This is a genomic window from Ensifer sp. LC11 (genome assembly GCF_001695835.1).
GTDB lineage: Bacteria > Pseudomonadota > Alphaproteobacteria > Rhizobiales > Rhizobiaceae > Ensifer.
Genome location: NZ_MBSO01000038.1, coordinates 1 through 14,708, shown reverse-complemented (window position 1 = coordinate 14,708; position 14,708 = coordinate 1). Strand labels below are relative to the sequence as shown.

Sequence of the window (14,708 nt, the reverse complement as noted above, 5' to 3'; positions counted from 1 at the left end):
CTTTGTCGTCTCCCTGGGAGGAGGTACTGCGCGTTGACAATGGTGAGGATAAATTATGCCCCGTCATTGGACAGTGCCGTAGGTAAAATTGCAGCCTTGCGCAGGATGCCGGGCGAGGTTTGTTCAAAATTGCCGCAGCCGCGACTATACTCTGGCGTTATAGCCGGGAGAGAGTTCATGCGTCCTCTAGCCCAGTGCCAAGCATTAATGGCGACGATTCTCACAAGCGCTGCCGCCGTGGTTTCGACAACTGTGCTCGCTCAGGATCGCCTCGGCGAGCGTGCAGCGATGATCGAGACGATCAAATTGCACGCCCGCTCGGCGCCGTCAGCGGTGGAAGGTCAGGGCATCGATCCGGCTGTGCTGGAGACGATCGGAAAGGTGCCGCGCCACTTTTTTGTGCCAGAGGAGCAGCGCGGCGCGGCTTATCAAGATCGGCCACTGCCGATCGGATACGGCCAGACCATCTCTCAACCCTTTATCGTCGCGCTGATGACCGACCTGATCAACGTTGGGCCTGGCGACACCGTCCTCGAGATCGGCACTGGCTCGGGTTATCAGGCAGCCGTCTTGTCGCCGCTCACAGCGAAGGTTTACTCGATTGAAATCATACCCGAACTGGGCGAAAGGGCGGCCGCCCGATTGGCGGAGCTCCGCTTCGACAATGTCGAGGTGAAGGTGGGCGACGGTTACTATGGTTGGCCTGCGCAAGCGCCTTTCGACGGTATCGTGGTGACTGCCGCTGCCAGTCACATCCCGCCGCCGCTGGTCGAGCAACTCGCCAAGGGGGGCCGGATGGTCGTCCCCGTGGGCGGCCCCTTCGCGACCCAGTTTCTCATGCTGGTCGAGAAGCGACGGGATGGAAGCATCACGACCCGGCAGCTGCTGCCGGTGGCCTTTGTGCCGCTGAGGGGAGGTAGGGCCCGATGAGAGTGGGGCGCCTGCTGCCGGTTGGTCTCATATCGGCGGCAACCCTTGCTCACGAAGTGCTCCTGATGCGGCTCTTTTCGATCATTCAGTGGCATCAATTTGCCTATATGATCATAAGCATCGCACTCCTGGGCTTCGGCGCGAGCGGTACGTTCGTTGCCTTGGCCCGCCGCCCCCTGGTGAAATGGTACCCGGCCGCCTTCGCAGCGTCGGCAGCGCTCTTCGGCATCACTGCGGTTGCCAGCTTCGCCGGTGCCGAACGCCTGCCGTTCAACGCGCTCGAGGTCGTCTGGAATCCGAGCCAGCTCGGTTGGCTCGCGGCCAGCTATGCTCTCCTGGTCCTGCCGTTCTTTTTTGGCGCAACCTGTATCGGCCTTGCCTTCAGCCGCCATCCTGGCCAGATAGGACGCGTCTATGCCTTCGACCTGGTCGGCGCTGGGGTCGGGGCACTGGGCATCGTCGGACTCTTGTTCCTGGTCTTTCCCTCTGCGGCACTGCGCCTCATCGCGGCGTTGGGATTTGCAGCAGCTGCCCTCGCCGCGACGGGCATGGGTCGTCATCGGCGGCTCGCCGCGGGCAGCCTCGGGCTTGCAGCCGCCGTCATCGCGGTGTGGCTGCCACCGTCCTTTACGGCCACCGGTCCGCACATGTCGCAGTACAAGGGCCTAAGCATGGCTCTCGACGTCCCGAATGCATGGGTGGTCGAGGAGCGATCAAGCCCGCTCGGACTGCTGACGGTCGTCGAGAGCCCGACCGTCCCTTTCCGGCACGCACCGGGCCTCAGCCTCGCCAACACCCAAGAACCGCCCGCGCAACTCGCCGTCTTCAGCGATGGCGACAGTATTACGGCGATGACCGCCTATGGCGGCGATCCGGCGACGGTCGCTTATCTCGACCGGACAACGGCGGCGCTCCCGTACCGCATGCTTGCGCGGCCGCGAACGCTGGTCCTCGGTGCTGGTGGCGGCGAGCAGGTGCTGCTGGCGCTGCGCGCCGGAGCCGATATCGTGGACGCTGTAGAGGTCAACCCGCAGATGATCGACCTGGCTCGCAATCGTTTCGCGAATTTCGTCGGCGGCATCTTCAGCCGACCGAACGTGCATCTGCATCTAGCCGAGGCACGCGCCTTCGCTGCGACCACTGGCGAGCGTTACGACCTGATCCAGATGCCGCTCCTTGACTCCTTCAGCGCAGCCGCGGCCGGGGTGCAAAGCATGCATGAGAACTACACCTATACTGTGGAGGCACTGCGGGATTACCTAGCGGTACTGAAACCAGAGGGCGTCGTCGCCATCACGCGATGGCTGCGGGTGCCGCCGCGCGACATCCTCAAGCTGTTCGCCACTGCAACCGCAGCGCTTGAAGCGGATGGCGTGTCCCAGCCCAGCCGGCACCTGGCGCTGATCCGGAGCTGGAATACCGCAACCCTGCTCGTCGCCAAGTCGCCGTTCACTGGTGAGGACGTCGCAGCCATCCGCGGCTTCGCGGCCGAGAATTTCTTTGACATATCCTGGGTCCCAGGCATCTCCGCGAGCGACGTGAACCGCTACAATCAACTCGACCAGGAATATCTCTACGAGGGAGCCGTCGCTCTCCTCGGCCCCAAGCGAGCCGATTTCACCGAGCGCTACAAGTTCGATATTGCACCGGCCACGGACAATCGGCCCTATTTCTTTGACTTTTTCCGTTGGCGCGCCTTGCCCGAACTCCTGACGCTGCGCACCCAAGGTGGGGCAGCGATGCTCGACTGGGGCTACCTGATCCTGGCGGCGACGCTCGCCCAGGCCGCGATCCTCAGCGCCGTCCTGATCCTGTTGCCGCTCTGGCTTCGCCGGTGCGCGCTCGGGAGAGCCGTACCCCGGCTTCGCTTCGGGCTCTATTTCCTCGCCTTGGGCCTGGCCTTCCTCTTCATCGAGATCGCCTTCATCCAGCGCTTCGTGCTGTTCCTCGGCCATCCGCTCTACGCTGTCGCTGTCGTGCTTGCGGGTTTCCTTGCCTTCGCAGGTCTCGGCAGCGCCCTGGCTGCACGCTGGGTGGCGGCGGTCGGATGCGGATCGGCGGTGCGTGGCATCACCCTCGCTGTCGTGGTGATCGCATTCCTGGCTGGCACATACCTGCTCGTACTGCCCTTGATACTCGAACGCCTGCTGGCACTCCCGGATGCCGCGAAGATCGCAATCGCACTCCTCCTCATCGCGCCGCTCGCTGTCTTCATGGGGATGCCGTTCCCCCTCGGACTCGGCCACGTCGGCGCACGCTCGGAGGAATTTCTTCCCTGGGCGTGGGGGATCAATGGCTGTGCGTCAGTGCTGAGCGCGATCCTCGCTGCACTGCTTGCAACGCACATCGGGTTCACTGGCGTCGTGACGATAGCCACGATCCTCTATCTTGCCGCGCCGGCCTTACTCGCCGGGTCGTGGGGTTGATGCGATCAGCAGACGTCGCAAGGCTTTATTCCAGATCGGAGGTCGCGGTACGGCTGTTGATATCCGGCACCCATGCCGGCGAGTTCCTCGGCATCCAGCCGACTGGAAAGAAGGTGAAATACGAAAGTACCGAGATCTACCGCATTGCAGACGGCAAGATTGCCGAGGAGTGGATTTGCTCGGACATGCTGAGCCTGATGGCTCAGATCGGCGGGCAGGGGCTTTCGATGGGAAAGCTCGCGGCCATGTGGCTGGCCGGCTACCGCGTATGGCTGGCGCTCGGCGTGGGTATTGGCCTCGGCGCGCTGGCGGCCGCGCTGTTGCGATTTGCCATCTGAGAAACGCCAAATCGAAACCCCCGGGCAAGGTTTCGTCCGGGGGGGGCAGGTTTTGGCTGGTTGGTTCACTCGGCGGTGTTTGCGGCCTTTTCGATGATGTTGGCGACGGCCTTGGGCTGTGAGACGTAGACGGCATGGGAGCCGGCCTGGTCGACGGTGGTGGCACCGGCGCGCTTTGCCATCATGCGCTGGGCCTCGACCGGGATCATGTAGTCTTCGGTACGCATTGGCAACGACGGCAAGCGATCGTCCTGACATGGCAAGGGCGGCGATCAGCGGCGTGACGCCGCCGGCGCAGTCGCTGGCAACTTCGCAGGCAACCGGGACAGACGAGAGGCTTTCGCGCAGGAACACGAAGTCCGCAGTACTGCGGCCGACATCGGCGGCGGTCGCCGGCGCCATGGAAACATGTGCGGCAGCAAGCGCGGGCGCGTCGTTTAGGCCGTCGCCGACGAAGCGGTCCTCAAGCTAACGCATCCCCGAAACGGCTGTGTCTTCTTCATCCGTGCGTCGCATCGAGCCCGCCGAGGTGCTCGACGGACGTGGAAAGGACGCCCAAACTACGGTTGGATGTCCTTATGTTTACCCGAGTTCGTCCATTGCGACACCGAAGGCGTCTGCAAGCGCGCCCCGCGCGCGGCGTCGCAAATTCCCTTGCACTAAATCAGCCTTGTGATCGCACCGATACCAGCTTCAGGTGCAGAAATAAGAGGGCTCTCGAGCCCAAACGATTATTCCTGGCCTCATCCTTGAAACAACACCTTCGATCTTGATGTGTCGAGCGCGGCTTCGTCGCAACCCGGCACCACCGCCGACCGGCTGGGGCGCCGGAGCGGCGGCCGACGACGTCAGTCCAATACGGCCATCTTCAATTCAGCCTGGCGGCCAAGGGTGGTCATCCACTCGGTGAACTCCGGGCGGTTCCGGATCTGGCGACCGTAATGGCGGCGGAGCGCCGTGGTGAGGTCGCTCCCGCGGCCGAGTTGTTCATCGGCAAAGCCGATCATCTGGGAATTGGGCCAGGCCTGCGGACGGATGGCCGCCAGACGGGCAAAGAGGCTCTCGCCTGGCTCGTCCGGGTTTGCTTGCGCCATCAGGGTCAGCATTGCGGCGGTTGAGCGCGACACGCCCATATGGCAATGCACGAGAACGTGGCTCGACGCCTGCTTGTCCTCGCGTGCCAGGAAGTCGGTGCCGAAGCGCAAGATTGCCTCGACATGATCCGGGCGCGGCATCACCTGGTTCGGTGCGGCGGCGATGATGTCGTGGAAGCGCAAGGTCGTGCGGTGATGTGCGCCGTAGCTGCCGAACGCCTCCAGTTCCGGCAGTTCCGGATCGACGATCGACAGGACGTGGGTCACCTTCCGGCTGCTTTGGCCCGGCAGTTCGTCGATCCCGCAAACGGTCAGCACTGGAGAGAAGGTCGTTTCCATGTCGATTGTCCTTGCATCCGGTTCATGAAGCACCTGCCTCGCACTTGCGCGCAAGCAGGGCAAAGAGCACGTCGAGCATCACATACATCGGGGGCGCGGCCGGTCGGCACGAAGAGGGGATGGGTCGAGGCGCGGTGGGCGTTGAGATTGATGTTTTCATCGGCGAGGGCGACGACGGAGCCGCCAGGAGAGACGGAAACTATACGCGCGCCGGCTTTCTTGGCAATCTCGATGTTTGAAATAAGGTAGCTCGTGCGGCCTGAGAAGGACAGCACGAAAAGCACGTCCTCTCCTGTCAGGCGCGGTGCCGAAACCATTTGCAACGTCGGATCGGAATAGGCGACGCTTGCGATACCGAGCGAAGCGAGGCGGTGCTGCGTTTCCCCGGCGAGGAAGCCGGAGCCGCCATAGCCGTAGACGTCGATGCAGGGCCCAGGCGAGCAGGTCGACGGTGCGTCGCAGCGTCTCGAGATCGAGATCGTGCCTGGCTTCGCGCAACGATTCAGCAGCGCGGTTGAAAACGTCGTCGACGAGGCCCGTAAAAGGGTCGGCGCCGCTCTCCGCCGGGCTCACCGGTGCCTGACGCACGGCCAGCTGCTGGGCGAGCTTCAGGCGGAAATCGGGAAAGCCATCGCATTCGAGCCGCCGGCAGAACCGAATGATCGAGGGCTCGCTGACATTGGCGATCCGCGCTGCGCCCGTGATCGACCAGGTGATACGCGCTGCTCGGCGTATCGAGGATCGCCTCGGCGATCCTGCGCTCGGCGCGAGTGAACTGAGAGAGACTGCCTGATCAGATCGAGCATGGAACCCTTCGTTCCGGCATGGCACGGCTTTCGAACATGAGGATCACAATGTGCCATCAGCCATATGTCAGCGGCCGAAGCCTGCAACGTGTCGTGAACGGCGGCTTCGGAGGGCGGCCGCAGGCATGCTGATAACTCCTTGTTTCAAACGTTGAACGTGTCGAGAAGGTCGACATCCCATACAGGTCGGTCTTGAGGTGCCTGACGAACGGGCAAGTGGCGATGCAAGCCGGCTTGTCGCGACGCGATATGCACCTGGTCTATCGCTCTAAAAGCCCCTGCAATCGTCCCTCGACATGCGTGCGTGTTTCGCCGCCGACCCAGATCTGGCGGGCTTCGTCGCGGGTCACATGAATGCGCCCCTTGCGACCGAGGCGGGTTCCTTGCGCGGCGACATAGGCTTCCTCGACCACACCTGCGGCGAACAGCCATTGCGCCAGCGAGGCGTTGAGACTTCCGGTGACGGGGTCCTCGACGATTGTGCCCAGATGATCGCTGAAAAAGGCCCGAACCTCGAAGGCCACGTCACCATGGGCATGGGGGCCAACGACGCCGATGTCGATCCGGCGCGGCCACCTTCGTTCCGGGTTCAGGGAAAGCACTTTCTCCGCCGAAGCCAACCGGATCCCCAGCCATCCGGGGCCGTTGTCGATCCAGGCGGCATCGACGACCTCGCATGGTTCGATCCCCAGAAAGTGCAGCGCCTCGGTCAATTCATCCTTTGACGGAGTGCCGGAACGGATCAGTGGCGGAGCGCCGAAGGAAAGCCGTCCTTGATCGCGTCGAATGGTAACGAGCCCCGCTCCGCATTCCTGGACGATCTCTGTTTGCCTCTTCGGGGCGTGCCCGGCCGAAAGCCAGGCATGGCAACTCCCGAGTGTCGGGTGGCCAGCAAAAGGCATTTCCCTTTCGAGCGTGAAAATCCTGACCCTGTAGTCCGCCCCCGGATGCGAGGGCGACAGCAGAAAGGCCGTCTCCGAGAGGTTGAACCAGCGCGTCAACCGTTGCAGTTCTTCCGTCCCCAGTGCGTCGGCACCAATGACCACCGCCAGCGGATTGCCGGAAAGCGGTTCGGCACCGAAGACGTCGACCATCTGGACGACAAAACTCATAGCATCACTCCTCAAGTTCGTGGCGGCATTGACGAGGCTGACGGAATACCAGCCGGCTTTGATGAATCGCGAGATCAACCGTTTCGAACATTGGCTCCAAAGCGCTCAGACATCAGCTCTACGATGCCAGGAGCTTCAATCCTGCGACTGCGAACAGCGCAGAGAGAGCCCCTTCGATCGAGCGCCTCAGTCTGGAGTAGAAAGCGATCATCGGGGCGGTCGAGAAGAGGATGGCGTAGCCACCGAAGACGATGACGCCGAGCAAAGCACAGCCGCCGATGATCGCTGGCAAGATGCCGGCTGGGGCGTTTTCCTGGAGCCCGAGTGACATGATCGCCATCCACGCCATGATGGCCTTGGGGTTGCCGATATGCATGAGGACGCCCTGCCGGTAGAGCGACCGATAGCGCGGCGTCGCCCGTCCCGCGTCTGCGCTCACGAAGTCCGAGGTCGGTTTCAGAGCGGATCTTCCCGCGCGAAATGCCAGATAGAGCAGATAGACACCGCCAATGATCTTGATGACGAAGAGCGCCTGGGCATAGGCGGAAAGCACGGCGGAGATGCCGGTCGCCACCAGGATCGCCCAAAAGAGCGAGCCCGTTATGACGCCGGCCGCCAGAACGAGCGCGGGCACGCGACCGTCACGCATCGCCGTCCCCATGATCGCCATGTTGCTTGGCCCCGGACTGGCCGTGGCGAGGAGATAGGTGCCATAAACGAGCGCGATCTGACTGCCGATCATTGAGAATTCTCCTGGAGCGCATCCCGAAAGGTGTGAAACGGTTTTCGGATAAGGGTGTGCATTAAGTCAAAAAGTTAGAGCGCCAGTTTGGTCCAATCGGATCGAAAAGCGCCGCGAAGTGCAGGCCTTCTCCGGCGCCATTACCCGACGTCTCCGCGATGGACGATGTGGACCTTGTTCCCATCGGGGTCGCGCAGATACGCGCCGAAATAGCCATCGCCATAGTGAGGCCGCGGCCCGGGCGCGCCTTCGTCCGTCCCGCCGCTCGCAAGGCCCGCGGCGTAGGCCGCTTCCACGGCCTCTTCCGAGGACGCCAGAAAGGCGACCATGCCGCCGTTGCCAACCGTCGCCGGTTCGCCATTCCGGGGGATGTAGACATAGAAGCGCGGCAGAGGCGCTGCACCTGGCACCCAGCAAAGCGCCGGAGGCCCGCCATCGGGTGTGACGACGCGCCGTCTGAGGCCGATCGGAGCGAGAACGGCGTCATAGAAATGGCCTGCTCGCTCAAGATCATGCGCGCCCACGGTAACATGGCTGAACATCCGGCTCTCCGTTCGCCCGCCATTGCGATCGGGCTCTTCCCAAAAGGTGTCTTTCGTTCGGCACCATAGCGCATGTGACACTTGTTGTTTATTGCAATAGCGTCACGCGACACTAACGAAGGTGTCATATCACCAGAGCAAAACGCAGCCTCGGCGACGCAGGTGGCAGCAGGGGAGTTATAGCTCTGTAATCAGAACCTCTTGCTGACGCCCGCCCTTGCACCGGCGGATCTGTCGCCATCGCCCTCGATGTTGAAGAGGAGCGCGAAGTCGAGGTCCCACAGATCTTCGGTTTCGAGGCTTACACCCGCCGAAAGAGTACCGAACGCACCGGCGCCATCCAGCCCCGAGAAGCCGCCGGTCGCGCCGAGCTTTGGCGTCAGGATCGTATCGTTTTCCAGCGTGAACTGCCTTGCGATCTCTGCCCCGAGACTGACGCGCAACTGTTCAGCCGTGAAGCCGTCGATGGAAAGCTCGTCGTGCTTGTCGTTGGTCACGCGATAGGTGTCCACCGTTTCAGAGAAATAGACGGCCCTCAGTTTCGGCGTGAGTGTCGTCACGTCATCGAGGTTCCATTGCCCTTTGATGGATGTGTCGAACATCCAGCGGCTCGTGTCGAACGTGCCATCCCACAGCGACGTGTCGATATCGTTGGCCGAGCCGCCATAGAGCAGGCTCGTATCCCAGAACACGCCCTTTCCGACCTCGAGCGAGGCATAGGGGCCGGCCAACCAGCCATTGCCGGTCAGCTGCGCGTCTTCCTCCGTCGGGTCGGTCATCCGGTCGTAGTGGAAGGAGAGACCGACGAGCGCCTTGTCGGTGAGCAGGTAATCGACGCCTGCCGACACCATGCCGAAGCTGCCCCATTTGCTGTCGTTCTGGCCACGGTTGTGCTTCATGAAGGTGCCGTCGATCCAGACATTGAATGGTGCAGGATAACTGCCGCCCGAGACGCCATCCGCACCGTTCCTTGCCGCTTCAAGTTGGGCAAGGCTGGTGGAGAAGCCGAGCGTCATGCCCCGCTCCGATGGCATCATGCGCGCCGTCACCGGATCGGTCGACGCTTCCATGCGGCGGCGTTCCATGAGGCCGGGAACCTTGATCGTGGAAGCGATCATGCTCTGGCGCGACTGCACGAAGCCCTGCACGAGGCTGTCGATATCGGTGGCGACCTTGCCGGCGTCATAACCCAGATTGTAGGTGACGGTTCCGATGTTGGAGATGCCGAGCGCACTGTAGAGGCGGAATCCGACCCGTACCTGGCCCGAATAGGCGGGGTTGGGCGTGAACTGGAGATACCAGCCCACCGGCGTCACTGGCGGGCCTGCCTGCGCAAGCTGGCCCCGGACGATGGTCGCGGTTCCTGCGTTGGAGGGTTCCACATAGGTCGCTTCGGCCGAGACGAATGGCCCGCCGGTCGCACCTTGATTGAGATAGACGTCGACGGGCGTAGAGCCGGCTGGAACGGTCTGCACCTTGTCGGTGACGGTAACGGCGCGCACCTTGACCTCGAGCGTATAGCTGGTTGTCGCCATCGCGTTGTTGGCATCCTTCACCTGGAGGGTGAAACTGTAGTTGCCTCGCGTATTGGCATCGAGCGGGCCAGTCAGTTCGCCGGTGGAGACGTTCAAGACCATGCCGGCGGGAAGCGCCCCGGAGGCCACGCTGTAGATCAGCGGAGCCGTGCCGCCCGTGGCGGTGATCGGCTGGCTGTACGCCTCGCCTGCCATAGCGTCCGGCAGTGCACCGCCCGATGGCGAGAAAGTGAAGGAAACGACAGGCGCGGCGCCGACCGCGATCAAATAGGAAGCCGAGCCCGTATTCGCCGGGCTGACACTATCGGTCGCCGTGATCGTGAAACTGTAGCTTCCCGCCGTGGTCGGCGTGCCTGACATCGCGCCCGTGGAAGCGTTCAGTGTCAGACCAGGAGGCAAGGAACCGGAGGTGACTGCGTAAGAGTATGGACCGGTGCCGCCGGAGGCCGCGACAGTCACGCCGGCATAGGCCGTATTCACCATCGCTGCCGAAAGCGTTCCCGCAGCAGGCGAGAGGGTGAGGGCAACAACCGGCGCAGCTGTGACCGTGATCGCCACTGTTGCAGCGCTGGACGCGCCGCCGGCGTTGGTCGCGGTATAGGTGAAGCTGTCGGAACCGGAATACCCGGCGTTCGGCGTGTAGGTGATCGAGGTTCCCGAAGCCGTCGCAGTGCCATTCGCCGCCTGTGTGGCGACCGCAACGGAGGTTGCCGCCCCGCCGGAGAGGCTAAGGGAAACGGCGTTGTTCGTGGAGTTCGCCGCAACCGTTGCCGTCACATTGCCCGCGACCGGAGCCTGAGCCGCGACGGCGAGCGTGTAGACGGCCGAACCGGTCATGCTGTTGGCATCCGTCGCCGTGACGGTGAAACTGTAGCTGCCTGCTGCGGTCGGCGTACCGCTGATTACGCCCGTCGAAGCATTCAGCGTCACGCCGGACGGCAGGGATCCGGACGTGATGGTGTAGGTGTAAGAACCCGTACCGCCCGTGGCCGCAATCGTCACGCCGGAGTAGGGCGTACCGACCGTGCCGCCACTCAGCGCGCCCGCCACTGGCGAGAAGGTGAAAGTCGGAGCAGAGACCAAGACGGGCACGGCGGTCGAGGTTGCTGTGGTGTTGTTGGTGTCGCCGCCATATTCGGCAGTGATCGAATGGTTGCCGACGGCTAGCGCTGACGTGGAGTAGGTCGCCGTGGTACCGGAGATCGTTCCGGTTCCGAGCGTGATCGTACCGTCCTTGAAAGTCACGGTTCCGGTGGGGGATGCGCCAGCCGAAAGCGTCGCCGTGAACGTCACCGAGGTTCCGAAGGTCGGGCTGGCCGATGAGGCGGAGAGCGTGACCGTCGGGGCGGGCAGGGCCGTATAGGTGAACGCGCCTGTTACAGTGTCCGAACCCGCAGGTGTGGTGACGACCACATCGGCAGCGCCCGCTGTGCCTGCCGGTGTTGTCGCAGTGACCTGCGTATCTGAAGCCACGGTCACATTGCCTGCCGCTGCACCGCCGACGGTCACATCAGTCGCGCCGGTGAGGTTCGTGCCGGTGATGGTGATCGATGTGCCGCCCGCCATGGAACCGGAGGCCGGCGATACTGAGGTAATCGTCGGTGCGGCCTGGGCGACCGTGACGGACACGGGGGCCGAGGCTGCCGTGGCGTTGTTGGTGTCGCCGCCATATTCGGCGGTGATCGAATGATTGCCGATGGCAAGTGTCGAGGTGGAATAGGTCGCGGTGACGCCGGAGATCGTTCCGGTTCCGAGCGTGGTCGTACCGTCCTTGAAAGTCACGGTTCCGGTGGGCGATGCCCCGCCGGAAAGCGTCGCCGTGAAAGTGACCGGGGTTGCAAAGGTCGGGTTGGTCAGCGAGGCTGAGAGCGACACCGTTGGGGCGGGCAGGGGCACGTAGGTGAAGGCGCCAGTTGCCGTGCCCGAACCCGTAGGTGTGGTGACGGCCACATCGGCCGCACCCACTGCTCCTGCCGGTGTCGTCGCGGCGACCTGCGTATCCGAAACCACGGTCACATTGCCTGCCGCTGCACCGCCGACGGTCACATCAGTCGCGCCGGTGAGGTTCGTGCCGGTGATGGTGATCGATGTGCCGCCCGCTATGGAACCGGAGGCCGGCGATACCGAGGTAATCGTCGGTGCCGGAACAACATAGGTGTAGGCGTTGCTCAACGTAGCCGTCTGGCTGTTGACCGTCACGGAGACGTCAACCGCGCCAGCCGAACCGGCAGGCGTCGTCACGGTCAGCTGGGTCGCGTTTGCCGCGGTGACGGTCGCGTTTGCCGTACCGAACTTCACGACGTTGCTGGTAGTGGTCGTGCTGAAATTCGTTCCGGCGATGACAACTGAAGTGCCGCCTACAGTTGTCCCGGATGTCGGGGAAACGGACGTGATCGTCGGGGCCGGCGCTGAACAGGAGACCGTGGCTCTAACCTCGGTCGCAGAAGAGAGAGACGATCCCCACGCATAGACAATGTATTTGTTGCCGGTGGCAGGAACGGTGAACGTCGAATTCAGATTCAGTTCGTTGCCTGAAGTTGCGTATGCTTCGAGGTAGATCGCTGCGCCGTCGTTGCCGTAAATTGCAAAGCCGCCGCCTTGGCTTGACGCCGAGTTGGTGCTGCCGACGGAGGTAACGACGTATTGCAGGGTTTCCCCTGCTTCAAGCGTCAAGTTGTCGAGGTAACGTTCGGTGGGATACTTCGCGGTAAAGCCAGAACCATAGTTTGCTTGGATTGCTGCGCATCCACTGGATGCGGCGAGCACGGGCGTCACCGTCGGAACCGAAACGGCAATAGTGCCGACAGTCAGAAGCAGCAAGGTTTGAACAACCGCCAGAAGGCAGTTCGTTGAACACCGAACAAAAACGCCGAAATTATCGAACATCATAAATCTCGAAACGGCTGAACATTCTGCTCTCCGGTCACCGCCGCCATCGCGGTCAGGCCATTCCTGAAAACATCTGGATTTTGTCCGGGATCATAGTTTATGTTACACTTTACTGTTATTGGAATAGTGTCACGTGACGCTATTAATCAAGGTTGTGAAAATGCTCCTTCAATCGCCTTGGGCGCCGCGCCTTGCGGACATCGATGCGAGTGTCGCTGAACGGCTGGTGCTTGCCCTGGCGGATGACATCATCGAGGGGCGCCTGAGGGGAGGCGAGCGTCTGCCTGCTCATCGCGATCTGGCGTGGAAACTGGGTATTGGCCTTGGCACGGTAACGAAAGCCTACGCCGCGCTCGAACGGCGAGGTCTGGTGCGCAGCGTCAAAGGCCGCGGAACGTTTGTAGCGATCCACCAGGCACATGAGGATCGGCAGATCGATCTCTCGTCCAACGCGCCGCCGGCGATGCTGACCGCCCATCTTTTGGCAAGGACATTGACCGGGGTTGCACGCAAGATCGACGCGGATCATCTCAATTTCTATGCCCCGCCCGCCGGGCACCTGGAGCACCGGCGCCTTCTGGCTCGATGGCTCGAAACACTCGGCGTGATTGTCGATCCGTCGCAGTTGGCGCTGACGAGCAATGCTCGCCAGGCCATTTCGCTGGCCTTCGATCTCGCCTGCGGCCCGCAAGGGGTGATCCTGACGGAACGCATCACTTATCCTGGCGCGATCGCGTTGGCCCGGCGCAAAGGCTATCGGATGCGCGGCGTCGAGATCGACGCGGAAGGGATGGTGCCGGAGGCGCTTGCAGACGCCCTCGACGGCATGGCATCGATCGCTAGCAGGGCAGTCTATCTCACGCCGACGCTTCACAACCCGACCACCGTCACGATGGGCGCGGCGCGAAGGCAGGCTATCGTCGATATCTGCCGACGGGTGGGTGCCTGGATCATCGAGGATGGCGTCTACGCGCTGGCACCGTCACTTGCGCCGCCGCTTGCGACATTGGCTCCTGAGATCGTCTTCCACATCAATGGCCTGTCGAAATCCCTCGGTCCCGGATTGAGGATCGGTATACTCACACTGCCGGCTCGGATGAAGGAGGCGGCGGAAGAAGCGCTGCAAGAAGTGCCGATGGCCCCATCGCCCTTGTCCTGTGCAGTGGTGGAGGAATGGCTGTCCGGCAGCGTCATCGCGTCGATCCAGCAGGACCTGCGCCATGAAGCGCGACGCAGGTCGAACCTGGCCGTCTCGCTCCTCGACGCCGCCGAGCTTGTTTCACATCCAGATGCCTATCACGTCTGGCTGCCCATGGGGCGTGACGTCGCCGATCGCGTCGCGACGGCCGCTGCCGCGGTCGGCATCAGGGTAACCTCGCCAGAATCCGTGATGGTGGATCGCAATGATCAGGCGGCCGGAATTCGCCTTTGCCTCGGTGGCCCGTCCTTCGAAGACTTGACGGAAGCACTGACTTTACTGGCGAGGCTTTGGAGGAACAACCTGGACAGCGCAGCCTGATCCGAAATGAAGCTGCACGGCATCGGTTCTACCCGACGGCCTCCAATGGTGACGCGTCGCTGCGCATCGCCAACTCGGCCAGAACAAGCGCGCTGGCGCCGAGGAGGAAGAAGCCTGCCGAGGGGTTCATCACCGTGCCGTCGTAGAATGCGCCGAGCCCGATGGCAAACAGCGTCGCAACGAGGCTCGACCCGGATGCGATCAGTGCAGCCTTCGCGAAGCTTTGATGTTTGATCACGGCGACGCCAATGTGGAGGAGATCTTTCCACTGCATCAATGCAGAGGTGTTCCATAACATATCTTATGCGATCTTCGTGTGTAGCGGCATTTTAGAAATGCGACGTATAGGCCAGTTAGAGATGCGACAGTCGTCGCCTCTTGGGAGGCTGGTCGAAGGTCAGCGTTGGGAAGCAAGATCAGCGACTTGCATCGTGGC

12 protein-coding genes and 1 pseudogene are annotated in these 14,708 nt (G+C 62.6%); 5 read left to right on the top strand and 8 right to left on the bottom strand.

What is annotated here, in order from left to right; genetic code table 11:
- Window positions 1-177 precede the first annotated feature (177 nt).
- The 3 genes from BBX50_RS23220 (at window position 178) to BBX50_RS23210 (ending at window position 3,694) form a co-directional block, all read left to right on the top strand.
- Window positions 178-930: a protein-L-isoaspartate(D-aspartate) O-methyltransferase gene (locus BBX50_RS23220; RefSeq protein WP_065777685.1), complete on the top strand. Its 753-nt coding sequence runs from the start codon at window positions 178-180 to the stop codon at window positions 928-930.
- 65 nt (window positions 931-995) lie between these two features.
- The gene (locus BBX50_RS23215) at window positions 996-3,356 is read left to right on the top strand and encodes an SAM-dependent methyltransferase (protein ID WP_244513220.1); all 2,361 of its coding nucleotides are present in this window, start codon (window positions 996-998) and stop codon (window positions 3,354-3,356) included.
- Window positions 3,356-3,694, top strand: coding sequence for an ester cyclase (locus BBX50_RS23210; RefSeq protein ID WP_065792129.1), 339 nt, complete (start codon window positions 3,356-3,358; stop codon window positions 3,692-3,694). Before BBX50_RS23215 ends, BBX50_RS23210 begins: the two co-directional genes overlap by 1 nt.
- A gap of 65 nt (window positions 3,695-3,759) precedes the next feature.
- Here the strand turns inward: BBX50_RS23210 and BBX50_RS30865 are convergent.
- From BBX50_RS30865 to BBX50_RS30860, 3 genes and pseudogenes are all read right to left on the bottom strand, one after another.
- Window positions 3,760-4,147, bottom strand: a pseudogene (locus BBX50_RS30865) (hypothetical protein); the annotation flags it as partial.
- 395 nt (window positions 4,148-4,542) lie between these two features.
- On the bottom strand, window positions 4,543-5,127 hold the full coding sequence (locus tag BBX50_RS23205) for a dual specificity protein phosphatase family protein (RefSeq protein WP_065777682.1): 585 nt from the start codon (window positions 5,125-5,127) through the stop codon (window positions 4,543-4,545).
- On the bottom strand, window positions 5,100-5,552 hold the full coding sequence (locus BBX50_RS30860) for an SIS domain-containing protein (protein ID WP_244513222.1): 453 nt from the start codon (window positions 5,550-5,552) through the stop codon (window positions 5,100-5,102). Before BBX50_RS30860 ends, BBX50_RS23205 begins: the two co-directional genes overlap by 28 nt.
- Window positions 5,553-5,785: 233 nt before the next feature.
- Between BBX50_RS30860 and BBX50_RS30990 the strand changes: the two genes are divergently transcribed.
- A complete protein-coding gene (locus BBX50_RS30990) occupies window positions 5,786-5,920 on the top strand; it encodes a hypothetical protein (protein WP_274534041.1) in 135 nt (44 codons plus the stop codon).
- A gap of 273 nt (window positions 5,921-6,193) precedes the next feature.
- On the opposite strand, the gene BBX50_RS23195 is transcribed toward BBX50_RS30990, so the two are convergent.
- The 4 genes from BBX50_RS23195 to BBX50_RS23180 all read right to left on the bottom strand — a co-directional run bounded on the left by BBX50_RS23195 (window position 6,194) and on the right by BBX50_RS23180 (window position 12,684).
- Window positions 6,194-7,045: a PhzF family phenazine biosynthesis protein gene (locus tag BBX50_RS23195; protein ID WP_065777680.1), complete on the bottom strand. Its 852-nt coding sequence runs from the start codon at window positions 7,043-7,045 to the stop codon at window positions 6,194-6,196.
- A gap of 118 nt (window positions 7,046-7,163) precedes the next feature.
- The gene (locus tag BBX50_RS23190) at window positions 7,164-7,787 is read right to left on the bottom strand and encodes a LysE family translocator (RefSeq protein WP_065777679.1); all 624 of its coding nucleotides are present in this window, start codon (window positions 7,785-7,787) and stop codon (window positions 7,164-7,166) included.
- Window positions 7,788-7,927: 140 nt separating this feature from the next.
- Window positions 7,928-8,329 (bottom strand): VOC family protein, encoded by a 402-nt coding sequence (locus BBX50_RS23185; protein ID WP_065777678.1) that lies wholly within the window; start codon window positions 8,327-8,329, stop codon window positions 7,928-7,930.
- A gap of 191 nt (window positions 8,330-8,520) precedes the next feature.
- Window positions 8,521-12,684, bottom strand: coding sequence for an IPT/TIG domain-containing protein (locus BBX50_RS23180; protein WP_161490891.1), 4,164 nt, complete (start codon window positions 12,682-12,684; stop codon window positions 8,521-8,523).
- Window positions 12,685-12,913: 229 nt separating this feature from the next.
- Between BBX50_RS23180 and BBX50_RS23175 the strand changes: the two genes are divergently transcribed.
- A complete protein-coding gene (locus BBX50_RS23175; RefSeq protein ID WP_065777676.1) occupies window positions 12,914-14,272 on the top strand; it encodes a PLP-dependent aminotransferase family protein in 1,359 nt (452 codons plus the stop codon).
- Window positions 14,273-14,300: 28 nt separating this feature from the next.
- Here the strand turns inward: BBX50_RS23175 and BBX50_RS23170 are convergent, their stop codons facing one another.
- Window positions 14,301-14,570 (bottom strand): hypothetical protein, encoded by a 270-nt coding sequence (locus tag BBX50_RS23170; protein ID WP_244513219.1) that lies wholly within the window; start codon window positions 14,568-14,570, stop codon window positions 14,301-14,303.
- Window positions 14,571-14,708 lie beyond the last annotated feature (138 nt).

What these genes read in the sequence shown, in the direction of transcription:
- BBX50_RS23185 (WP_065777678.1), bottom strand. Translation starts at nt 8,329, where the DNA reads ATGTTCAGCCATGTTACCGTGGGCGCGCATGATCTTGAGCGAGCAGGC.
- BBX50_RS23220 (WP_065777685.1), top strand. Translation starts at nt 178, where the DNA reads ATGCGTCCTCTAGCCCAGTGCCAAGCATTAATGGCGACGATTCTCACA.
- BBX50_RS23175 (WP_065777676.1), top strand. Translation starts at nt 12,914, where the DNA reads ATGCTCCTTCAATCGCCTTGGGCGCCGCGCCTTGCGGACATCGATGCG.
- BBX50_RS23215 (WP_244513220.1), top strand. Translation starts at nt 996, where the DNA reads ATGCGGCTCTTTTCGATCATTCAGTGGCATCAATTTGCCTATATGATC.
- BBX50_RS23205 (WP_065777682.1), bottom strand. Translation starts at nt 5,127, where the DNA reads ATGGAAACGACCTTCTCTCCAGTGCTGACCGTTTGCGGGATCGACGAA.
- BBX50_RS23195 (WP_065777680.1), bottom strand. Translation starts at nt 7,045, where the DNA reads ATGAGTTTTGTCGTCCAGATGGTCGACGTCTTCGGTGCCGAACCGCTT.
- BBX50_RS30990 (WP_274534041.1), top strand. Translation starts at nt 5,786, where the DNA reads ATGATCGAGGGCTCGCTGACATTGGCGATCCGCGCTGCGCCCGTGATC.
- BBX50_RS23190 (WP_065777679.1), bottom strand. Translation starts at nt 7,787, where the DNA reads ATGATCGGCAGTCAGATCGCGCTCGTTTATGGCACCTATCTCCTCGCC.
- BBX50_RS23210 (WP_065792129.1), top strand. Translation starts at nt 3,356, where the DNA reads ATGCGATCAGCAGACGTCGCAAGGCTTTATTCCAGATCGGAGGTCGCG.
- BBX50_RS23170 (WP_244513219.1), bottom strand. Translation starts at nt 14,570, where the DNA reads ATGTTATGGAACACCTCTGCATTGATGCAGTGGAAAGATCTCCTCCAC.